24 protein-coding genes and 1 tRNA gene are annotated in these 18,880 nt (G+C 61.0%); 11 read left to right on the top strand and 14 right to left on the bottom strand.

Annotated features, from left to right (window positions below; translation table 11 throughout):
* The first annotated feature begins 91 nt into the window (after nucleotides 1-91).
* Nucleotides 92-433 (top strand): hypothetical protein, encoded by a 342-nt coding sequence (locus ACQK2M_RS22305; protein ID WP_425419627.1) that lies wholly within the window; start codon nucleotides 92-94, stop codon nucleotides 431-433.
* Between the two features lie 96 nt (nucleotides 434-529).
* On the opposite strand, the gene ACQK2M_RS22310 is transcribed toward ACQK2M_RS22305, so the two are convergent.
* Nucleotides 530-745, bottom strand: a complete 216-nt coding sequence (locus ACQK2M_RS22310) for a hypothetical protein (RefSeq protein ID WP_425419628.1) — start codon at nucleotides 743-745, stop codon at nucleotides 530-532.
* A gap of 4 nt (nucleotides 746-749) precedes the next feature.
* A complete protein-coding gene (locus ACQK2M_RS22315) occupies nucleotides 750-878 on the bottom strand; it encodes a hypothetical protein (protein WP_425419629.1) in 129 nt (42 codons plus the stop codon).
* Between the two features lie 167 nt (nucleotides 879-1,045).
* On the opposite strand from ACQK2M_RS22315, the gene ACQK2M_RS22320 reads away from it, so the two are divergent.
* The 3 genes from ACQK2M_RS22320 to ACQK2M_RS22330 all read left to right on the top strand — a co-directional run bounded on the left by ACQK2M_RS22320 (nucleotide 1,046) and on the right by ACQK2M_RS22330 (nucleotide 2,209).
* Nucleotides 1,046-1,426: a hypothetical protein gene (locus tag ACQK2M_RS22320; protein ID WP_425419630.1), complete on the top strand. Its 381-nt coding sequence runs from the start codon at nucleotides 1,046-1,048 to the stop codon at nucleotides 1,424-1,426.
* Complete coding sequence (locus tag ACQK2M_RS22325; protein WP_425419631.1) at nucleotides 1,423-1,758, top strand: hypothetical protein; 336 nt, start codon at nucleotides 1,423-1,425, stop codon at nucleotides 1,756-1,758. The genes ACQK2M_RS22320 and ACQK2M_RS22325 overlap by 4 nt, the downstream gene beginning before the upstream one ends.
* 112 nt (nucleotides 1,759-1,870) lie before the next feature.
* On the top strand, nucleotides 1,871-2,209 hold the full coding sequence (locus ACQK2M_RS22330) for a hypothetical protein (RefSeq protein ID WP_425419632.1): 339 nt from the start codon (nucleotides 1,871-1,873) through the stop codon (nucleotides 2,207-2,209).
* Here ACQK2M_RS22330 and ACQK2M_RS22335 read toward each other — a convergent pair.
* The 4 genes from ACQK2M_RS22335 to ACQK2M_RS22350 form a co-directional block, all read right to left on the bottom strand.
* Entirely contained in the window at nucleotides 2,206-2,445 is a 240-nt protein-coding gene (locus tag ACQK2M_RS22335; protein WP_425419633.1) for a hypothetical protein, read from the bottom strand. The two genes, ACQK2M_RS22330 and ACQK2M_RS22335, sit on opposite strands and share 4 nt — an antisense overlap.
* A gap of 96 nt (nucleotides 2,446-2,541) precedes the next feature.
* Nucleotides 2,542-2,814, bottom strand: coding sequence for a hypothetical protein (locus tag ACQK2M_RS22340; RefSeq protein WP_425419634.1), 273 nt, complete (start codon nucleotides 2,812-2,814; stop codon nucleotides 2,542-2,544).
* A gap of 254 nt (nucleotides 2,815-3,068) precedes the next feature.
* Nucleotides 3,069-3,143 (bottom strand) — tRNA-Phe (locus ACQK2M_RS22345).
* A gap of 129 nt (nucleotides 3,144-3,272) precedes the next feature.
* Complete coding sequence (locus tag ACQK2M_RS22350) at nucleotides 3,273-3,701, bottom strand: hypothetical protein (protein WP_425419635.1); 429 nt, start codon at nucleotides 3,699-3,701, stop codon at nucleotides 3,273-3,275.
* 157 nt (nucleotides 3,702-3,858) lie between these two features.
* Here ACQK2M_RS22350 and ACQK2M_RS22355 point away from each other — a divergent pair, with 157 nt between their 5' ends.
* The 3 genes from ACQK2M_RS22355 to ACQK2M_RS22365 all read left to right on the top strand — a co-directional run bounded on the left by ACQK2M_RS22355 (nucleotide 3,859) and on the right by ACQK2M_RS22365 (nucleotide 6,164).
* Nucleotides 3,859-4,206 (top strand): DUF952 domain-containing protein, encoded by a 348-nt coding sequence (locus tag ACQK2M_RS22355; RefSeq protein ID WP_425420113.1) that lies wholly within the window; start codon nucleotides 3,859-3,861, stop codon nucleotides 4,204-4,206.
* Nucleotides 4,203-5,297, top strand: a complete 1,095-nt coding sequence (locus ACQK2M_RS22360; RefSeq protein ID WP_425419636.1) for a quinone-dependent dihydroorotate dehydrogenase — start codon at nucleotides 4,203-4,205, stop codon at nucleotides 5,295-5,297. The genes ACQK2M_RS22355 and ACQK2M_RS22360 overlap by 4 nt, the downstream gene beginning before the upstream one ends.
* A gap of 450 nt (nucleotides 5,298-5,747) precedes the next feature.
* Nucleotides 5,748-6,164 carry a hypothetical protein gene (locus tag ACQK2M_RS22365; RefSeq protein WP_425419637.1) on the top strand — a complete coding sequence of 139 codons (417 nt, stop codon included), beginning with the start codon at nucleotides 5,748-5,750 and terminating at the stop codon, nucleotides 6,162-6,164.
* Between the two features lie 569 nt (nucleotides 6,165-6,733).
* Here ACQK2M_RS22365 and ACQK2M_RS22370 read toward each other — a convergent pair.
* From ACQK2M_RS22370 to ACQK2M_RS22390, 5 genes are all read right to left on the bottom strand, one after another.
* Nucleotides 6,734-7,543, bottom strand: coding sequence for a Stf0 family sulfotransferase (locus ACQK2M_RS22370; protein ID WP_425419638.1), 810 nt, complete (start codon nucleotides 7,541-7,543; stop codon nucleotides 6,734-6,736).
* Nucleotides 7,533-8,063, bottom strand: a complete 531-nt coding sequence (locus tag ACQK2M_RS22375) for a hypothetical protein (protein WP_425419639.1) — start codon at nucleotides 8,061-8,063, stop codon at nucleotides 7,533-7,535. Before ACQK2M_RS22375 ends, ACQK2M_RS22370 begins: the two co-directional genes overlap by 11 nt.
* Nucleotides 8,064-8,330: a bifunctional DNA primase/polymerase gene (locus tag ACQK2M_RS22380; protein ID WP_425419640.1), complete on the bottom strand. Its 267-nt coding sequence runs from the start codon at nucleotides 8,328-8,330 to the stop codon at nucleotides 8,064-8,066.
* Nucleotides 8,327-9,130: a hypothetical protein gene (locus ACQK2M_RS22385; RefSeq protein WP_425419641.1), complete on the bottom strand. Its 804-nt coding sequence runs from the start codon at nucleotides 9,128-9,130 to the stop codon at nucleotides 8,327-8,329. The genes ACQK2M_RS22380 and ACQK2M_RS22385 overlap by 4 nt, the downstream gene beginning before the upstream one ends.
* A gap of 466 nt (nucleotides 9,131-9,596) precedes the next feature.
* Complete coding sequence (locus tag ACQK2M_RS22390) at nucleotides 9,597-10,934, bottom strand: MATE family efflux transporter (protein ID WP_425419642.1); 1,338 nt, start codon at nucleotides 10,932-10,934, stop codon at nucleotides 9,597-9,599.
* A gap of 83 nt (nucleotides 10,935-11,017) precedes the next feature.
* Here ACQK2M_RS22390 and ACQK2M_RS22395 point away from each other — a divergent pair, with 83 nt between their 5' ends.
* Nucleotides 11,018-11,923, top strand: a complete 906-nt coding sequence (locus tag ACQK2M_RS22395) for a histone deacetylase family protein (RefSeq protein ID WP_425419643.1) — start codon at nucleotides 11,018-11,020, stop codon at nucleotides 11,921-11,923.
* A gap of 91 nt (nucleotides 11,924-12,014) precedes the next feature.
* Nucleotides 12,015-12,719, top strand: a complete 705-nt coding sequence (locus ACQK2M_RS22400; protein WP_425419644.1) for a hypothetical protein — start codon at nucleotides 12,015-12,017, stop codon at nucleotides 12,717-12,719.
* A 19-nt stretch (nucleotides 12,720-12,738) separates the two neighbouring features.
* On the opposite strand, the gene ACQK2M_RS22405 is transcribed toward ACQK2M_RS22400, so the two are convergent.
* Nucleotides 12,739-13,206, bottom strand: coding sequence for a CAP domain-containing protein (locus ACQK2M_RS22405; protein WP_425419645.1), 468 nt, complete (start codon nucleotides 13,204-13,206; stop codon nucleotides 12,739-12,741).
* Nucleotides 13,206-13,469, bottom strand: coding sequence for a DUF6460 domain-containing protein (locus ACQK2M_RS22410; protein ID WP_223476419.1), 264 nt, complete (start codon nucleotides 13,467-13,469; stop codon nucleotides 13,206-13,208). The genes ACQK2M_RS22405 and ACQK2M_RS22410 overlap by 1 nt, the downstream gene beginning before the upstream one ends.
* Before the next feature lie 262 nt (nucleotides 13,470-13,731).
* Between ACQK2M_RS22410 and ACQK2M_RS22415 the strand changes: the two genes are divergently transcribed.
* The gene (locus ACQK2M_RS22415) at nucleotides 13,732-15,207 is read left to right on the top strand and encodes a hypothetical protein (protein WP_425419646.1); all 1,476 of its coding nucleotides are present in this window, start codon (nucleotides 13,732-13,734) and stop codon (nucleotides 15,205-15,207) included.
* A 466-nt stretch (nucleotides 15,208-15,673) separates the two neighbouring features.
* The gene (locus ACQK2M_RS22420; RefSeq protein WP_425419647.1) at nucleotides 15,674-17,122 is read left to right on the top strand and encodes a flavin monoamine oxidase family protein; all 1,449 of its coding nucleotides are present in this window, start codon (nucleotides 15,674-15,676) and stop codon (nucleotides 17,120-17,122) included.
* Between the two features lie 32 nt (nucleotides 17,123-17,154).
* Here ACQK2M_RS22420 and ACQK2M_RS22425 read toward each other — a convergent pair whose 3' ends face one another.
* Nucleotides 17,155-18,762: a cisplatin damage response ATP-dependent DNA ligase gene (locus ACQK2M_RS22425; protein WP_425419648.1), complete on the bottom strand. Its 1,608-nt coding sequence runs from the start codon at nucleotides 18,760-18,762 to the stop codon at nucleotides 17,155-17,157.
* Between the last annotated feature and the right edge of the window lie 118 nt (nucleotides 18,763-18,880).

Below are 18,880 nucleotides of genomic sequence, written 5' to 3' on the forward strand. Positions count from 1 at the left end.
CCGATGCTCGCGGGGATTGCATCATGGACGCCCCAAAAAGGCCAGATCGATACCTTTACATCCGTCGCGGGAATATCGTCCAGACGCGTTCTTGCCCTCGCTGGAGAATCGGTCGACAATCCAACTCGCCATGATACCGAACCTCTCCACTAAACAACGTAACGCGCTGGACATGCTAAACCGCGCCGAGTGGATCAACCGCGGCGAATTCAGCGGGAAGCGCATTGGGGAAAAGACGATCGAGGCTCTCGTCAGTCTCGGCCTAGCTGAGGAGATTCCTTCGAATAGCCGGATAGCTCGATACAAGATTACCGAAGAAGGCAGGGACGAAGCGCTACGCAAACCGGCCGAGGCTCTAAAGCAGTCAGCCGGACTAACGATGGTGCAGCCCCTGGTTTCAGCAGTCCCGCCTCTGCTCGAACCCAAGGATTGATGCGGGACTCTCAGGACAGTGCCACAGCGCCGTTTCGCCTTTCCATGATGCTGACACCAGTCAGCGCCAAACGCGCGTCCTGAGGCGATTGAGGGGCTAGCGCTGAATGACGGCGAAGCCATTCTTGCGCGCTTCTGACAACAAGACGTCAAATCCGTCTATCGCGCGCTCTTCGTGGAAGTCTGGATCTACCTCTTTCCAACCCGTGGGATACTCGGCCTCAAAGCGGTCGATATCCGTTACGATGGCGAAGCGCTTCACCTCGGAGCTGAAGTCGGAGGTCGTCTGAACGAATTTCTTCACAGTCTCCATTCTGCTACTCCTTCAGATACCCATGTCCGACAAGCCACTCCTTGATAATGCGCCGGATCGTCTCCGACTGGTTCGGCTTATCGTCCTGATCTACCCCTACCTTCTCCAGAGCCTCGATTATCTCAGGCTCCATCCGGACCGCTACGCGCGGATTCACGCCGGTGGCCGGCCGTCCTCGTTTTTTTTGTGGGACATTAATTGACATAATAATTTCTGTGTGACATAAAATACAGGCCGAAGCAAGAGGTGCAACTCCTGCGACGGCCCTAACCGAAACGACGATCTCTGGAGGATCATCGAATGGCTACAGCCAACATATCCGCGCACGAAGCCGGCGCAACAGACGACCTCTCCATATCGGAACTGGCCACAATAGATTTCGATCCTTGGCCCGTCTCGCCCGACAAGTGGCAGCCGCCGACGAATGAGCAATGGTGCAACGCGATCAATCCGACGCTGACCGCAGCGCGAGTGGCGTTTGTCTCGATGCACAAATCCAAGGATCAGCTTGTCGGGATCGTAAGCGAATTGGAGAAAGATGGCGTGGATGTTCTCGACAGTATTCAGCACGCACAGGCCTTCATCGATCCGATAAAATCGGTCTTGGATGCCGCATATGCGCGGATGCTGATTGCGTCCGCAGCGGCGATTGAAGAGGAAGGCGGGGACACAGCGCGATGACCGTCATTCCATTCAACCAAAAGCACAAGACATTTCACGCCGAGATGGTCTTGTTTGAAGGGCGCAAGCGCCGTCAGTGGGCGGTTGTCGAGCGCGGCCCGGACGGCACCGAAACAGCGTGGCCGGTTTATCGAGGCAAGAAGTCCGAAGCGATCTGGATGGCCGGTGTGTACCGGGAAAACGAGGCGCGCGAACGCGAGACCCAGGCACGGCTAGACCGCGAACCGCTTTGGCAGATGATTTCGGCAATGGACGCTGAAACCCGCGTGACGCTGACGAGATTGCTCAACATCTACGAACTGCGAGAGGATTCCGCGTCCGCCAAAGCCTGATCAATATGGGCGCGGTTTTTTTCCTCCATCCGTCCGCGCCTATCCGGCCCCTTCGGCATCGCCCCTGCCGGAGGGGTTTTCTATTGCCGAAATTGGCGCGACAATCCCCTGCATGATCAAAGCCCCGCGACATGACGGCGATTGGCCGGATCGCGCCCTCGAATGCGAGGAAGCGATGGAGGACGCGTTCCTCGATGTGTTCGATCGCCTCCAGGTGGCCGGCATGACACCGGAACAGGCAGCGGGCGAATTGATCGAAGCCGCCGCCAATCCTGATCATCCTTTCGCGCATGATCTTCGCCAGATAGCAGCATGGGCGAAACAGGCGGGATGGCGTGCCACAGAGGTCGGAAATGGAATCGTGAGCCTTGCCGAGAACAACAGGCGCTCGGTCGAAGCAAACCGGGAGACGGAACGGCAAATCAGGCTCGCATGGGAACGGCCGAACTAGCGTCCCGGATAAGCTCCCGGCTTCACCTTGCACCATTCGGGGTCATCGGCCGTCACGTCGCGGATTGCGGTCCGTAGCGCCTGAGAAAGCCGCTGGATCGCTTTGTAGTCATCGCTGAGAGGCGAGAGGGCGATTAAGTAGGGTGCAAGCCTGTGATGCGCGTCGGTGGCATCTTGGACGAATTGGAGTCGGTCGATCTCTGTGAGGGATTTGCGGCGGGCGGCGCGATTGGACATCGGATCTCCCGATCCGCGGTATGTGTCGCCGCAATGCCGATATCCGCGATCCTGCGTATTCTGGCAAGCCGCGAGAGGTGCCCGATCAGATCGCCCCTACTTCATGCCTAGCTTTCGGCGTGCCTCTTGTAGTGCGGTCTCGGTGGAGACATCCCCGCGCTTGCTACCGCCGCGAAGAGACGGCTTTGGCGTCGGCGGCTCCATGATGCGTTCCAGATCTTCGGGAAGGAAGAACATCGCCTTCCCGATCTGACGATAAGCCCCGATCTCGCGCGCCCGCCTGCGCAATTCGCGTTCGCTGACTTTGATGCCTTTCTCCGCGAGGCGCTTCACGACATCGGCCGGGGATATGTAGTCGGGTAGGTTCATGGACGTTGATCTCAGGGCTATCGCTCAAAGCGTAGCGGGATCAGCGCATTCTTTCCAGAACCATGGCGGCAGTTCCTGTGATCCAGCCAACCGCCGCCAAGAGATCAAGGATGGCGTTGCATTGAGGCAACAAGCCTCGACCATTTGCACCCTCAGAAAGCGTCCAAGCGATACACAGAAGTGGGAATGATAGTGGGAGCGCTCGAAGCGCAAGCCAAAAAACGTAGTGAATTCAATGTCAAATGGAATAACTGTGGTGCCCGGGGGCGGATTTGAACCACCGACACGCGGATTTTCAATCCGCTGCTCTACCCCTGAGCTACCCGGGCAATCACTTCACATAAGGTCGTGAAGGCACGATCCGGGGCGGTGCCGCCGGAAAGTGCGCGGGTTATAGCATGTGATTTTGCGCTGGCAAGCGCCAATTTCCCGTTCCGTGCGTCACGCGGCACGCGCGCTCAGGTGCGGTCGGCCGGCGGCTCGGGCGCGTCGGGCGTCGCCCCTTCCCCGTCGTCGAATTCCTCGACGATCCCGAGGAAGCGGCGGAAGAATTTCTCCATGTTGTCGAGGCCGCGATCGAACTCCTCCTCGCTCGGCATGGCGAGGGTCCGGTCAACCCGCTCTTCCAGCTTTGCGATCCTGTCTTCCAGCCGGTCGAGCGCGTCCTGGAAAGCGGCGCGTTCGTCGGCTGCGAGCTTGCAGACGAGCTGGCCGTTCCTTTCCGCGCAGATCGACATCTCGCCGGTCGCGGTGTCCATGCGGACATAGCCCTTTTCCGTCTTTTCCATGACATAGCGGCCGGCATCGGCGGCGGCCGGGCCGGAAGCGGACAGGATGGCGACAAGGACAGCTGCGCTCACGGCAAAGCCGCGGAACCGTTCGATCATCGGACGAAACCTCTCAATAGCGGGCCGCCTGCGGGCAGCCGGGATGACACTGCGAATGCCAAGCGATTCCGCACAAATTGCGACAGGGCGCAAGAAAGCTGTCCGTTTCGCGGCGGGCGGACTTTCGCGAGACGTCCACGCGGATTATGCAAACGTCATGGACAGGATCATCTACAAGATCGCGACGAAGGCGCAGTGGGCGGAAGCCGAACGGGCGGGCTCGTTTGCCGGCGCGCCGGTCGATCACGCCGACGGCTACATCCATTTCTCCACCGCCGCCCAGGCAAAGGAAACCGCGGCGAAGCACTTTGCCGGACAGGACGACCTGCTGCTGGTGGCCGTCGACACGGATGGCATGGGCGAGGCGCTGAAATGGGAGGTCTCGCGCGGCGGCGCGCTGTTCCCGCATCTCTATGCGCCGCTTTCGCTTTCGGCGGTCGTCTGGGTGAAGGCGTTGCCGATCGGCCCTGACGGCGCGCATGATTTTCCGGAGATGGACGGATGAGCGCCGGGGGCCTGTTCGAAGGCGCAGGGCGCTGGCTGGCCTTCCGCCTGGAGCCGGAGGCGGCGCACCGCATGGCGATCGCCGGGCTGAAGAGCGGGCTTTCGCCGGTGCGCGCGATCCGGCCCAATCCGAAGCTGGGCGTCCTGACGGCGGGGCTGGCCTTTCCGAATCCGGTCGGCGTCGCCGCCGGTTTCGACAAGGATGCGGAAGTGCCGGACGAACTGATCGCCACCGGTTTCGGCTTTGCCGAGGTGGGCACGACGACGCCAAAGCCGCAGCCGGGCAATCCGCAGCCGCGCGTCTTCCGGCTGCCGGGCGACCGCGCCGTGATCAACCGTCTGGGTTTCAACAATGAAGGCCACGACGCCGCGTTTCGACGGCTGGAGTCGCGGCGCGGACGTGGCATCGTGGGCGTCAATATCGGCGCCAACAAGGATGCCGAGGACCGTATCGCGGACTACGTGACCGGCCTGCGGCGCTTCTACACGCTGGCCGACTATTTCACGGTCAACATCTCGTCGCCCAACACGCCGGGCCTGCGCGACCTGCAGGGCCGCGCGCAGCTTGCCGAGCTGCTGTCACGGATCGGCGAGGCGCGGCAGGCGGAAGAGGAAACCCACAAACGGCGGGTGCCGGTGCTGCTCAAGATCGCGCCGGACATCACCGAGGACGGTCTGGACGACATCGTCGCCGAGGTTCTCGACAAGACGCTCGACGGGATGATCGTCTCCAACACGACGCTTTCCCGCACCGGGATCGCGCGCGATCCGGGGGAAGCCGGCGGATTGTCGGGCCGGCCGGTCTTCGAGCGGTCGACGATCGTGCTGGCAAAAACGCGCGAAAGGCTCGGCCCGGACCTGACGCTGATCGGCGTCGGCGGGGTCGATAGCGCCGAGTCGGCGCTCGCCAAGATCGAGGCCGGCGCGGATCTCGTGCAGCTCTATACCGGCATGATCTATCGCGGGCCGGGGATTGCGAACGAGATTGTTCGCGGGTTGTCAGCCGAGTTGGATCGGCGCGGCGCAGCGGGGATATCGCAATTGCGCGATGGCCGGATGAAGGAATGGGCGGACACGCCGATGCCGGGGTGATCGAGTGCGTTGGGCGATGAGTACGTTCGCCATGCGGATCAGGCGGCGATTGATCGGTTTGCACCCAAACTGACCTACGCCGCCACTTTCGCAGACATCTGCTTCCGTCACATAATTAAAATACGCGCCATAATCACACCGAGCAGAGCAATGCTCTCCAGTGATCCTATTTAGCACACAATTTGCGGCAAGAACGACTTTTTCTACTGAGTCACGAGGGCTTTGTAAAACCCAAAGATGGGAGATCATGCTTGCAAAGAGAGGCAAATTTGAGAGTAATTCTGACGCTTGATCTGGAATTTGATATAGACGCATGTTTAGTTTTTGCCACTTCATCAAGTGATTTGCTGCTCGCTACTCTTTAAGATTTACCTTTCTAGCGACTTAGTTTAAATCCAATATAGCGCCCGGCTCTAAGCAATGGAATGTCCATCGGTAGGGAATTGTCTAATGTCCATTGACCAAAATGAAATTGAAAGCCAAAAACGCAACGAAGCATTACGGCACGCGCAAGAAACGCAAGACTACATTAGCCGTAACCGGGAGCAACAGCGTCGCGATGGACAAAAGTTAGAAGAGGCCGGCAGAAAAGCCGGTCAAGGATGGTCTTCGGGCCGTTCGAGCGGGGGCAAAACACGACGACCAAAAAGACCGTTAGACCCAGGTATGTTAGTGGGTGCCGTCGCTGCTGGTGGAGCGCTCTGGGGCTCTCTGGAATTCTTTGAGTTGGCGGAGTGGTGGTATGCTCTAATTCCCGCAGCAATCGCGGGGGCTCTGGGGTGGAAGTTTTGGAAACCCATAGTTGCAATTGTCTTGCTCGCAGTAGTGGGAGCTATCGCTTATGGCGCGCTGGGTGCTTCACAGTAGTTCCAATTCGACCGACCGACAGAGGAACCGCGCGTCGCCGAGACACCTTCGAGACAGACCGCCGGCACCGATAGGGTTACATTAGTCACGGCGCGACAGTGTTGGAGCACCTCAAATCACTGCTCAAGCCATAGTCGCTTATCTCTACCAGAAGACAGCCTTCCAGCCTCCAATTGCGTCTTCTTCTCGGGCAGCTGACCATCCGCTGTCGAGGATAGAATACCGAGTCCCGTTACGGGGGCATACGCACAAAACAGAAGCTGCTTTAGCGCGCACCAAGCTTGCTTACCCATAGATTGGGTTTTTAAATCATGACTGCTACGGCCTTCACTTACCGCATCGAATGTGTACCAAAAAGAATCAGGTTCAAATGTGAGGTGCGTCCGAATAGCGGCCTTTGGTGGAAACCTCAAAAGTAATTCACTTAACACCCCCTCACCCCGAGGAAGACGTTGAGGGCGAACCAGGGGCCGTGATTGCCGAAGAGCGAGGACCAGCGCAAACAGGAGCGCGATCATCAGGTTGCGTAAGCGGGCGCAGGCAACCTTTATGAGCTAAAATTCTGAAAGCTACCTGGGCCGCTTGCGAAGTGGTTTGTTCTTAATAAATCGAACCAGATTGCTCAGCGTTCGCGGATAAACATCAACAGCATGCGAATGAAGAGGTCCAAATCGCTCTTGCTCCTTCACAAAGGCCGCACGCAGGGACTTGTTTTGCTTGTGAGGCGCGCGTTTGAATTTGCTATCAATTGGCGAATTCGCTGGTAGTTCAACGTCACAAGATTGAGCTATCTCGCCAACAATCCGTTCGGGATTCTTCGCCAGGTCCTCGTAGGTGACGAGAAACGGAACAATGTCGTTTCGTGCAAAATATTCTGTCCAGAAAGTATGGGCATGGCACACACCTCTGAGCGCAAAATCAACATCTCCCGGACTGGTTTCTACCTGCCTTCCCACAGGCTTATCAGGCTGATGTGCAAACCAGTCATCGTTTTTTGCTGCCAGCGCCAGCGAGACCGCTTGGCCCAACGCGTCGGCGCGTTGCAGCCAGATATAGCGGATATCCGGGAACCAGCGATTCAAATCAACATGATTGAGTAGCCGGCTCATGTGACTTGGGAAAAGCTTAATGGCCGCCACCCCGTTTTCCGTTTCCCAGTGGCGAGCAACATCGGCGAAAAATCTCTGCGTATCGAAACCTGATTCGCGCATTGCCGATTGCACATATGAACCACGCGGCCACAAATACTCCTGTGGCGTGCCCAGTCGTTTGGTGGATGCAATCAAATCACACAGGTGATTTGATCCTGTCCTGTAGAAAGTCGAAATTATCAGGAGTTTTTCGGGCGGCGCCCAATCAGCAGGCGGATCAGATCTCATCGTCATTTTTCACCGATGATTCGTGTTCAATCCAACCAACCTTCAATCCTTTACCGGTATCAAAGTATTTTTTGTCAATGAGGGCCCTGGCCCTTCGCCGCGCGTCATCCTGCCCGTTCAGGTAGCGTGTTACCAGCATTCGAATCATCACAGTCGTTGAAGACAAAGGCGCCAAGAGGCTGATATTGTCGATCTGAAGACGGCGTGTTTTCTTACTTTTCGGCTCCGACAGCTTTACTATCGCCCTCATAAAGCTGTCGACCTGATCGTTGTCGATGGCTGGCAGGCTGTCGCAAGCCGTGTTCAGCGGGCCTGATCCGTCGTTCCAAACATATGGCAGTCGCGTACGCGGGTGCACGCCGTAGGCCACAAATTGTGCACCAAGGCCCAGAATATCCACATCACTGTATCCGGCCGAGATGATCGGCTCCGCGCATCGGTAGATCATGGCAACGCGATCGGGCCTGCCCCACCGTATGAGCGGTGTTGAACCCAGATGGGATTCGGCCAGAGCGATCACCTATTTTGTGCGCGTTTCTTCACCGGAATCAATATCAACGGCCGCAACCGAATTGCCACAGGCACAGCCGATACTCGATCCGGCGTAATCTTTGCTCCAATCGGCGATGTCGCTTTCATCGGGCTGCTGCCAACAAAATCGGCGCCAATTATCGGTGGCGGCAGGATGTTTGCTGCCTTTTTGCACCGGGATCGGGTTAAATCCGTTCTCCACCAAACGGGTGAGGTTTTCCCCGGACAGGCGTATGCCTTCTCCGTGACTGCTCATTCCTGACCCCATCCATCAATATTGCTGTCAGGTGTCCATTGGATGGGTCCATCGATGCGCGGTGCGAAAGTAAGCCCCCAACACCCCGACCTTATGCTCTGGTAGATTTCGCGCTGAGCCCGCCTTCGTGCGTATTTTTTGCCAAAGACCACACGGCTGGCAAACTGAGCTAACAACACGCTGCGTGATGCCAATACCAGCGGAAGAAAATTGTCATCAAGCTTCAGCTCGAAGCCGGAAAACCGGTCACGAAACATTTCCCTGGCAACCAGATCCATGAATGCCAATGTTTCGCGGTTACCGATCTGCGGGAGGTTGCTCAACGGCAGCGTATGCGGAGCGTGACCGCGCAACCATTTATACTCCTCACCTGTGTCTGGGTGTACACCGTAGGCGTTGCAACTGGTCATCAGTCCCAACACATCGACTTGCGGCAGTCTTATCGATAAAACCGGCTCTCGCGCTGCATAAATGGCAGAAAAACGCGGCGGCCGCCCCTGTCGCAACAACGGCGTCCCGCCACAAATCGACTCGACAATGCGGAGAAGCCTTTCGTTAAGGCGCTCGCATTCGGTGTCGATATCAATAACAACAACAAACCGCCCGGTTGGCAGTCCAAGCCCGCAGTCACCGTGTGTTTTCATCACACGTTCAACATCTTCCAACCGCGGGCGCATCCAGCAATATCTGTCTCGCGGCAACTCCGGATGGCTGTCTTTGCGACCTCGTACAACGGTGTTGATACTGTATCCATTATCGAACACCTGGCGAGCGTAGGTCGCAAAATGATTGTCCGCCAAACTGGCAACTCCGGAACCGAGAACCCAGAAAACATCCCCATATGCAGAGGACCCCACCAACACGCCAAGTCCCAACAGTTCCCCCGCGCTTGGGCGAAAGAGCACAACCGTCAGCAACGCAATGAAGTGCCGGCCACGGCAATCAACCTGACCTCACACCACCGCCGCTGGCAGATCGAGGGCCGGCAAATGCTTGACGCAGCGTTAGCCTTTTTAGCGCGGCTGGTCCATGTCACACAAATGTCATAAAAGGATTTTTTTGGCTGTTTTTGCCGCCGCAGCACTTTCGATGCCCGGTTTAGCGCCAGTCGCTACCGTGCAGGATGACCAAGTCCATACCCTGTGCCGTAATGGCCTCACGGATGTCGCCCTGCGCACTCATGTGACAACTTTCGATGCCGACGCCCATCCGTCCACCTTGGCACGCAAAGTAGCCGCTGGCGGACCTAAATAAAAGGCCTCGCCCTCACCCAAACACCGTCCGCGCCTTTCTCGGCAAATTCGCCAGAAGCGTCAGCCCTCGCGCACCGAGAAACGCATTCAGCGCGAACCACAGGCCGTGATTGCCGAAGACGGGGACCAGCGCAAACAGGAGCGCGATCATCAGCGCCAGCGAGGCGAGCATCATGTTGCGCATGTCGCGCGACCAGGTCGCGCCGATATAGACGCCGTCCATCTGGAAGGCGAGCACGCCCATGATCGCGGTCAGCGCCGCCCAGGGCAGGTAGGTCCGGGCGGTCTCGCGCACGCCGGGCGCGGTGGTCATGATGTCGATCATCGATCCACCAAAGGCAAGGACGACGATGGTGGTGAAACCGGCGAGCAGGAAGCCCCAGATCATGGTCAGCTTCACCGCGCGCCAGAAGGCCGGCCGGTAATTGGCGCCGATGGCGCGGCCGACGATCTGTTCGGCCGCCGTGGCGAAGCCGTCGAGATAATAACCCGCGATCATGAAGAAGTTCATCAGGATGGCGTTGGCCGCGAGCGTCACCGCGCCAAACTGCGCGCCGGTGCGGGTGAACAGCGAAAAACCGGCCAGCAGCGCGAAGGAGCGGATCATGATATCGCGATTGACGGAAACGAGCCGCAGGAACGCGTCCCGTTCGAAGACATGCGCCCATGACGGCGCGGGCTTGCCCGCGAAACCACGCCAGATCCACCAGAAACCGACGGCGGCGGCGGTCGCTTCGCCGAGGATCGTGCCGAGCGCCACGCCCTCGATGGCCCATCCGAGCACGAGGCCGAACCAGATCGAGCCAGCGATGTTGATGCCGTTGAGGAGGGTCTGCAGCAGAAGGGCCGGGACAGCCCTGCCCTGCCCCAGCAACAGGCCCAGAACGGAATAGTTGATAAGGGTAAAGGGCGCGGCGATCATGCGGATGGTGACATAGGTCCGCGTTGCCTCGGACACGCCCTCGCCGGGGTTCATCAACACGATGCCGAGTTCGCGGATCGGCAGGGCCAGCAGGAGAAGGCCGATCCCGAGCATTGCGGCGAGGATGATCGCGCGCCAGAACACGGCCTGCTGCTCGACATCGTCGCCGCGCCCGACCGCCTGGGCGACGAAGCCGGTGGTGCCCGAGCGGAGGAAATTCAGCGTGGTGAAGACGATGTCGAAGATGATCGCGCCGACCGCGAGCCCCCCGATCAGCGCGGCGTCGCCGAACTGACCGATCACCGCCGTGTCGACGATGCCGAGGATCGGCGTCGTCAGGAACGCAAGCGTCATCGGCACCGCGATGGTGAAAACCATTCGGTTCGTCACCTCGAAGGGACGCGTTTCGGATTGCGGGCTGGCAGTCATGGGCAGGATTCGCGAAAGCGCTTCAGGCGGGGCCGGATTGGCTTGATTGCTTTTTCGCCGGAACGCAATAGGTCTGACAAGCCATGCGCCTGCCAATCGTCCACAATCCCGCCTATGACGCGAAATTCTCGCCGAACCATCGGTTTCCGATGAGCAAGTACCGGTTGCTCGCCGACGCCATCATGGCGGAAGGACTGGCCGGACCCCGCGATTTCCACGTTTCCGCGCCCGCGCCCAAGGCCTGGGTGAAGCTGGCGCATGACCCGGCCTATGTGGACCAGGTCTACGCCTTCAACGTGCCGCGCGAGATCGAGAAGGCGATTGGCTTCGACGTGACCGAGCGTACCGCGATCCGCGCGCAATGCGCGACCGCCGGCACGGTGATGGCCGCGCGCCTTGCGCTCGAACACGGCATCGCCTGCAACACGGCGGGCGGCAGCCACCATGCGGGGCGGATGCATGGCGCCGGTTTCTGCACCTTCAACGATGTGGGCGTGGCGGCGGATCTGCTGCTGGCAGACGGGGAGATTTCGTCCGCGCTGGTGCTCGATCTCGACGTGCATCAGGGCGACGGCACGGCGGACATCTTCGCCGGCGACAACCGTGTGTTCACGGCGTCCGTGCATGCGGAGCGGAACTATCCGCATGTCAAACAGACCTCGGACTACGATCTCGGCCTGCCGGACGGCATGGAGGATTTCGCCTATCTCAAGACGCTGGCGCTGGTGCTGGAGGAATTGCGGGAGAAGATCTCGCCGGACATCGTCTTCTACAATGCCGGCGTCGACGTGCATGCCGAAGACCGGCTAGGCCGGCTGGCGCTGACCGACCGGGGCATCGAGCAGCGTGAACGCATGGTGTTCTCGCATTTCCGCCAGCGCGGCATCCCGGTGTGCGGCGTCATCGGCGGCGGCTATTCGCGCGATGTCGAGTCGATCGCGCTGCGCCACGTCATCCTGTACCGTGTCGCCAGCGAGTTCGTGTTCTGAGCCTGGCCGAAACGCGTCACCTCCCCGGCGATTATCTGGACACGCCCATGGCGGCGGCATAGCGTGAAGCCCCGCCAACGAAAGAGCCCGCATGCCAGAATTTCTTGATGGCGCCGTCTTCAGCGGCATTCTGACGATCGTGATCGTGATCCTGCAGCGGGCGCGGGCCGGAAGGCCCAGCCTGTCCGCGTGGAAGCTGCTCGCCATCGGCATCGTGGCAGCCTTCGTTATCCCTTGGGCGATCAAGCTTTCGGCGATGGCATGGCGGGAAGTCTCCTTCCTGCGCGCCCTGCCCGAGGTGAATTTCGACCAGGTTTTCATCGGATCCTTCGTGGCGGTGCTGGTGCTCTCCCTCAGCCATCGTCCGGGCAAGCGGCCGCGCGTGCCGCTGTGGGGGGCGCTTGTGGCCGGCGTGGCTTTCGCCTTTTTGCTTCCGCCGTTTCTTTATCTCGTCTCCGGCAGCTATCAGCGCTCGTCGCTTCGCGCCGACCTCAACCATTGCACGCAAGGCATGACGGGCGAGGTCCAGCCACGCAGCGTCGTCAATATCTGCGACGAACCGATCGCCGTGGGGCTTTGCATGCCGGGCGAGACCAATCCCGCGCCCTGTGATCAAACCAAGATCCTTGAGACGGGCGAGAGCGCGACATTCGATCCCGGCGAAGCGCGGCTGTCGTCATTGCCGTCCAACCTCAACGGCCTCACCGTTGTCGCCTGCCGCCCGCCGGCAAGGCCCTCGCGCATGCAGACGACCATGGGGCGCGGCTATGAAGGCGTGTGCCTGCCGCCCGCCTGACCGTTGCGAAGACGCGGCCCTAGCCGCTGAGACCCATCACCCAGAATTTGCGGCCGTCGCGATTGCTGGCGACACCGACGCCTAGCTTGCGGAAGTCGGCGACCAGCATGTTTTCCAGATGTTTCGGGGAGTCCCGGAAAGCCTCGAACATCGAGGCCGGATCGTGCTGGCCCTCGGCGACGTTTTCGGCCGCCGGCAAATCGATGTTCCACCTCTTCATGCGCCGGGCGAAATTGTCGTGCGACATGCGGCCCTTGCGCGCCATGTATTCCGCATGCTCGCGCGCCTGGCGGCCAAGCCTGCCGTCGGAACGCAGGCGCGGCTTGCCATCGGCGACGCGGAGCCTGTTGACGCTTGCCAGCACCTTCCCCGTGACGACCTCGCTTTCGCCGGCACCGAGCGACAGGTCGAGCAGGCCCGACGTCGTGCAGCCCGACAACAGCCCCGAGGACAATGCCCCAAGAATGACGACACGCCGCTCGATCATCAGTTGCGCCGGTAATTGAGCACGCGAAGAAGCACGAAGACCGGCACCACGATCATGGCGCCGAGGATCAGCCAGTCGCCGAAGCGACCGAGCGCGGCCCAGCCCTTCTCCCAGAGGTTTACGGCGAAGTCGCGGAACGCATAGACGATGTCGAGCGGATAGATGTTGAAGACGTTCATCGCCATGCCGACAAGTATCGACACGACGATCAGCTTGATGATCGTCCGGGCGACGGTGTCGCCGAGGAACCGGTTGACAGTCATGTGGTGCGCTCCCGCTGGCCTCGGCGTGTCAGCTAGGCGCAAATTGGGGCACTTGCAAGGCTTTGCCAATCGCAGCCGGCCCATTCCCACGGCCTCGGCGTCCGGCCCCTTTCATTGGCAGATTCTTCTCGCGAACGGCCTGGTCGGGGCGATCCATTTCGCGCTCTTCCTGGCCGGCCACAACAAAAGATGCTTCATTTTCGCCGAAAACACGGCATGATGGTCCCGATTTCAGTCGGGGGACGGGTCAGGGGACGAGGCGGTGCAGGACTTCACGTCGAGAACGATCGCGATGGAGGCCGTCCGTACGGTCCCCGATCTCGACTCCGACCTCCTTCTCGGCTTCCTCGACAGCATCGACCGGCAGGAGCCGGTGCCCGCCGCCTATCACGACAAGGTTCCGATCTGGCGGTACCGGCTGGACGCCAATCTGCCGCCCGGCGCCTCCCCGCTTCCCGGAGTCGATCTCTCACCGGCGTCCGAGGTCAACCACGTTGTCGTGTCGGACGACCATATCGGCGTGTGTTGCCGGAACGCGGGCCACTCCATGGTCGTGGTCGCTCCGACCGACATCATCCCGGCGACGATGCGAAGCCGCGGGCTCGAGCCCCCGAGCCCGGCAGAAACCCGCCTCGCCGCGCTTCTGCTCGCCGGAAAGTCGCTTTCCGAAGCCGCGGAGACCGACGGGCTCGCCTATGAAACGCGACGCAACCAGTTCAAGTCCCTGGCAAACAAGATGCGCCTGTCGCGCCAGCAGGACGTCGTGCGCGTTCTGCTGCAGGATGCGCTGCTGGCGCTGATGCCGGCGATCGCCACCTCGCAGGAGCACGAATATCTGCATGATTACGCCGACCGCTTCCTGCCCGACGGCGTGCGCGTATCAATCCTGAGCCAGCGCAACGGGCCGCCCGCGCGCATTCTCGATTACGGACCGCTGACCGGGCGGCCGGTCATCGTGCTTCACCCGATGATCTTCCCGGACATCGCGCATGACAATCTGGCCTTCGCGACGGCGAACGATATCCGCGTGATCCTGCCGCTGCGGCCAGGTCTGCTGGAACGGGACGCCCCGCGAAAAGACCACGCGTCCCACCGCAAGGAGGCGCTGACCTGTGTCGAGACCGCGTGGAAGCAGATGTGCGGCGTACCGGCGCCGATCCTCGCGCTCGTCTCCAGCGGCGCGCTCGCGACAACCTTCGCCGCGAAGCATCCGGACAAGACAGCGTCGATCACCTATGCGGCAACCTGCTACTCGGCCGGTCACTACAAGCCGAGCACCGCCTATTTCGGCGCCAGCGTCGCCGAACTGGCGCTGCGCAGCGAGCCGATCCTTACGAAGACGATGGCGATGCTGAAACAGCAATTCGCACCGAGAGAGCGGTTCGAACCCGCCATAAAACGGATCTTTTCGGGCAGCACGCCCGACACGGACATCCTGGCGCGCGAGTTTTCCGCACCGCATCACGGCGCGCGCATCATGCAGGCGGTCCTCAATTCCGAGAACAGCATCCGCCAGGACTATTTCAACCAGGTGCATTTCGACTGGGCGTCGGTGCGAAAGCTGCAGACGCCGGTGCGGTTCGTTCACGGCGAAGCGGATTCCATCCACTCGTCGAAGGACATGGAACGGCTCTACGAGATGGCAGGCGAGCCGCCGAGAACCAAGGTGGCCGGCGTCGGCCACCTGTTCCAGTATGATCATCTCGATGCGCTGATCGCGGGCACACTGGATCAATAGAGGTCAGCGCCGCCGCAGGCCGGCCTCTCTCACCGCAGCACTGCCAGTGCGTTGAAACGCCGATGGCAAATTGAGGCGGGAAGCGTTGAATTTACACCTGGAAGACCGGACCGCCGACCTGATTGCGATCAAGAAACGACCATGCGCGCGGGCAGGCGTCGCGGCAATTGAAAAGCGCAATCGCCTGATCTAACCTCATCGCAATGGCAGGAAACCGATTCACTGTTTCGACACGGCCTGAACCACCAGACGATTTCAGCCGGGAATGACGATTGTCACGCCGGACACGGGGAAGAGAATGAAGAAAACCGAAACCACGAAGAAAAGCTACAGCAGGCCGACCCTTTCGAAGTCCCCGCTGTCCCTGCAGGCATCCACCGCAGTCAACCCCGGCGGATCCAGCCCTACCTGACTTCAGCACTGAAAAGGCCGGCGAGTGTCATCGCCAGAGGAATGGCGAGACATTGTGATCGTCGGGGCCGGTATTGCCGGCCTCTATTGCTGCTGGCGGCTGCTGGAGGCGGGCGTATCGCCGGACCGGATCGGTTTTTTCGAAGCAGCTGACCGAACAGGCGGGCGAATCCTCGGGGCGACATGGCCGGGCGATCCGGCCTGCAAGGCCGAAATGGGTGCCCATTTCCTGAATTCGGGGCATGCGCTCAGCAACGCGCTCGCCGCCGATCTGGGGCTGGAGACCGAACCGGCCATCGTGTTTCGCGACCACAACATCGTGCATTTGCGGGGCTGCTCACGCACGCGCCGGCAGATCAGCCGCGCCTGGTTTCGCAAGCCATTCGACTACCGGGTCAGCCGCTATCTGCAACGGCGTGGAATCCGAAAACTGCTCGAAAAGGCTGTCCGGGCAAGCCGGAGAGCCGGTCACGAGCGGGACCGCGAGTTGCGGTTCGACCCACCGTATGACCAGTTGCCGCTCAACGAGGCGTTCTCCCGGTTTTTGACCGACGAGGAACTGCGACTGCTGGCCGATCGGCTGGGCTACTCGTTCCTCCATGAGCAACTCCATGGCAATGCGACGCTCGCATGGATGGCCGACGGGCTCTTCGGCGTGAGGATGTCCTGGCCTTCCTCCGGAATGTCGGCGCTGACGGACGCCTTGAGAGCGGCGATAGAAGCCCATGGCATGCCGATCCGGCTCGGCCACCGGCTTTCACGTGTGACAGCGGGCAAGGACGGAAACAGCGCAAGTCTCGAATTCGCCAGTCCAGGCGGGATGCGAACAATCGAAGCCGGAAGCGCCGTCCTCGCACTGCCGCCCCATGCCCTGAAACAGGTCGAAGGCCTCGGCAATGACAACACCATGGCCGCGCTGTTCGGCGCGGTCGCCGAATGGCCGATCGCAACCGCGGCGGTCGTCTATCCCGCCCCCTGGTGGATCGAGGCGGGATTTGCGGAAGGACGCATATCGACGGACCTCGCCGTCGGCCAGATCGGGATCGCCCGCCGCCACGGGCCCGCAACCGGTTCGCAACACGCCGCGCTGGAAATCTACGCGGAAGGCGAAAGAAGCGGCTTCTGGCGCACACTGCTTCGAGCCGGCGAGAACGGACAATGGCTGGGAAAGGATCATGCGGCGACCAGGGAAATCCACCGTCAGATCCTGGCGGTCTTCGATGGACGCCTGACCCGCAATCCGCCGCCACCCGTCGATGCCGTCGTGCAAGACTGGCGGGCCGATCCCTTCGGCGGCGCTTTCCATCTCTGGCGACACGGCAGTACGCCGGAGAGCGCTATAGAAAGGGCCCGCGATCCGGTTCCGGGCATGCCGCTGTCCATTTGCGGAGAAGCCTGGTCGTTGCAACAGGGCTGGATCGAGGGCGCGCTTCAAACAGCGGAACAAGTCCTTGTCAGAAAGTACAGCCTGGCGCCCTACGGCACCGCCGAGGCACCGGCCTAGAACGCTCCGGGACCATTCGACCAAAGCGCAGCCTATTCCAGCATCGCCTCCAGCGTCTCCAGACGGTCGGCCTCGTGTGGGGGCTTGTCCCATCTGAGGCGGGATATGCGCGGGAAGCGCATGGCGACGCCGGATTTGTGGCGGGTCGAGCGGTTCAGCCCCTCGAAGGCGACCTCCAGCACGAGGCCGTGGTCCGGTTCGGCGCGCACGGACCGGACGGGGCCGAAGCGCTCGACCGTGTTGTCGCGGACGAATTTGTCGATCTGTTTCAGTTCCTCGTCGGTGAAGCCGAAATAGGCCTTGCCGACGGGCACGAGTTGCGCGTCGTCGGCGGGTCCGGTCCAGACGCCAAACGTATAGTCGGAGTAGAAGCTCGACCGCTTGCCGTGACCGCGCTGGGCATACATCAGCACGGCATCGACCAGCCGCGGATCGCGCTTCCACTTGAACCACGGCCCCTTCGGACGGCCCGGCACATAGGCCGAGTCGCGGCGCTTGAGCATGAGACCTTCGATCACCGGATCGGGCGGCGCGTTGCGCTTCTCGGCGACTTCGGCCCAGCCTTCGAAGGGGACCAACGGCGACAGGTCGAACCGGTCGGACGGCAGCGCCGCGACGAAACGCTCCAGCCGCTCGCGGCGGCGCTCGAAGGGCAGCGGGCGCAAATCCTCGCCGCTATCCTGCAACAGGTCGTAAGCGCGCAGGATCGCGGGATATTGTTTCTGCAATTTCGCGGGGACGGTCTTGCGGTTCAGCCGCTGCTGGAGATCGGAAAAGGTGCCGGCACGGATCGCGCCGTCCTCGAAATGACCGACCAGCAATTCGCCGTCGATCGCCCCGTCGAATTCCATCGCCGCCAGGAGGTCGGGAAAGGCGCCGGAAATGTCGTCGCCGGTACGCGAATAGATACGGCGCTGATCCCGTTCCGCCGTCGCCTGGACGCGGATGCCGTCCCATTTCCATTCGGCGAGATAATCCGCCGGATCGAGCCGGGACAGTTCGTCCAGATCGGTCGGATTGGCCAGCATGACCGGGCGAAACGGCGCTGCGGCGAGGTTTTCGGGCTTTTCCGCCTTGCCGTCGAGCCAGTCGAACAGCGGCAGGTAGGGCGGCGCGAGCCCGTGCCAGAGTTCCTCGATCTCGGTCACGTCCTTTGCGCCGTAATCAGCGAGCGCCTGTTTCATCAGCCGCGACGACACGCCGATGCGCATGCCGCCGGTGATCAGCTTCAACAGTGCATAGCGACCAGAGGCATCCAGATCGTCGAGCCATCGCTCCACCAGCTTCGGCCCGTCCGAGCGAGAGGCCTGCTGGAGAGTTTCGACGATGGCCGAAAGGCGCAGGTCTGCTTCCGGGTTCTCAACCTCCGCCGCCGGCCAGATCAGCGACACCGTCTCGGCCAGATCGCCGACGAAATCGTAGGAATAGCCGAAAAGCACCTCGTCGACGCGCTCGGCTACCAGCGCCCGGATCATCGCCGGCTTGACCGACAGGATATCGAGATCGCGGGTGATCGCCGCAATGGCGTAACCGCGGTCCGGATCCGGCGTCGCGGCGAGGTAGTCGGTCAAGAGCTTCAGCTTGGCGTTGCGCGAAGGCGTCAGCACCAGCCGGTCGAGGAGGTCGGCAAATGATTTCAAGGCCTTGCGCCTCCGGTTCCTGAAAGCCCGCTATACTCCGCTTGCGCGCCGCGAGAATCCGATAAATATGGAACGAAGATCGGTGGCCATACCGGTTCCCGTTTTTCGCCTACAGACC

Origin of the sequence: Oricola indica, assembly GCF_965227485.1 — a bacterium.
Lineage (GTDB): Bacteria > Pseudomonadota > Alphaproteobacteria > Rhizobiales > Rhizobiaceae > Oricola > Oricola indica.

Excerpts from the sequence above, each read along its gene's own strand:
- ACQK2M_RS22400 (WP_425419644.1), top strand. The coding sequence starts at position 12,015 with ATGCCAGAATTTCTTGATGGCGCCGTCTTCAGCGGCATTCTGACGATC.
- ACQK2M_RS22365 (WP_425419637.1), top strand. The coding sequence starts at position 5,748 with ATGTCCATTGACCAAAATGAAATTGAAAGCCAAAAACGCAACGAAGCA.
- ACQK2M_RS22310 (WP_425419628.1), bottom strand. The coding sequence starts at position 745 with ATGGAGACTGTGAAGAAATTCGTTCAGACGACCTCCGACTTCAGCTCC.
- ACQK2M_RS22380 (WP_425419640.1), bottom strand. The coding sequence starts at position 8,330 with ATGAGCAGTCACGGAGAAGGCATACGCCTGTCCGGGGAAAACCTCACC.
- ACQK2M_RS22370 (WP_425419638.1), bottom strand. The coding sequence starts at position 7,543 with ATGAGATCTGATCCGCCTGCTGATTGGGCGCCGCCCGAAAAACTCCTG.
- ACQK2M_RS22325 (WP_425419631.1), top strand. The coding sequence starts at position 1,423 with ATGACCGTCATTCCATTCAACCAAAAGCACAAGACATTTCACGCCGAG.
- ACQK2M_RS22335 (WP_425419633.1), bottom strand. The coding sequence starts at position 2,445 with ATGTCCAATCGCGCCGCCCGCCGCAAATCCCTCACAGAGATCGACCGA.
- ACQK2M_RS22330 (WP_425419632.1), top strand. The coding sequence starts at position 1,871 with ATGATCAAAGCCCCGCGACATGACGGCGATTGGCCGGATCGCGCCCTC.
- ACQK2M_RS22340 (WP_425419634.1), bottom strand. The coding sequence starts at position 2,814 with ATGAACCTACCCGACTACATATCCCCGGCCGATGTCGTGAAGCGCCTC.
- ACQK2M_RS22320 (WP_425419630.1), top strand. The coding sequence starts at position 1,046 with ATGGCTACAGCCAACATATCCGCGCACGAAGCCGGCGCAACAGACGAC.
- ACQK2M_RS22410 (WP_223476419.1), bottom strand. The coding sequence starts at position 13,469 with ATGACTGTCAACCGGTTCCTCGGCGACACCGTCGCCCGGACGATCATC.
- ACQK2M_RS22390 (WP_425419642.1), bottom strand. The coding sequence starts at position 10,934 with ATGACTGCCAGCCCGCAATCCGAAACGCGTCCCTTCGAGGTGACGAAC.
- ACQK2M_RS22315 (WP_425419629.1), bottom strand. The coding sequence starts at position 878 with ATGGAGCCTGAGATAATCGAGGCTCTGGAGAAGGTAGGGGTAGATCAG.
- ACQK2M_RS22360 (WP_425419636.1), top strand. The coding sequence starts at position 4,203 with ATGAGCGCCGGGGGCCTGTTCGAAGGCGCAGGGCGCTGGCTGGCCTTC.
- ACQK2M_RS22405 (WP_425419645.1), bottom strand. The coding sequence starts at position 13,206 with ATGATCGAGCGGCGTGTCGTCATTCTTGGGGCATTGTCCTCGGGGCTG.
- ACQK2M_RS22395 (WP_425419643.1), top strand. The coding sequence starts at position 11,018 with ATGCGCCTGCCAATCGTCCACAATCCCGCCTATGACGCGAAATTCTCG.
- ACQK2M_RS22355 (WP_425420113.1), top strand. The coding sequence starts at position 3,859 with ATGGACAGGATCATCTACAAGATCGCGACGAAGGCGCAGTGGGCGGAA.
- ACQK2M_RS22350 (WP_425419635.1), bottom strand. The coding sequence starts at position 3,701 with ATGATCGAACGGTTCCGCGGCTTTGCCGTGAGCGCAGCTGTCCTTGTC.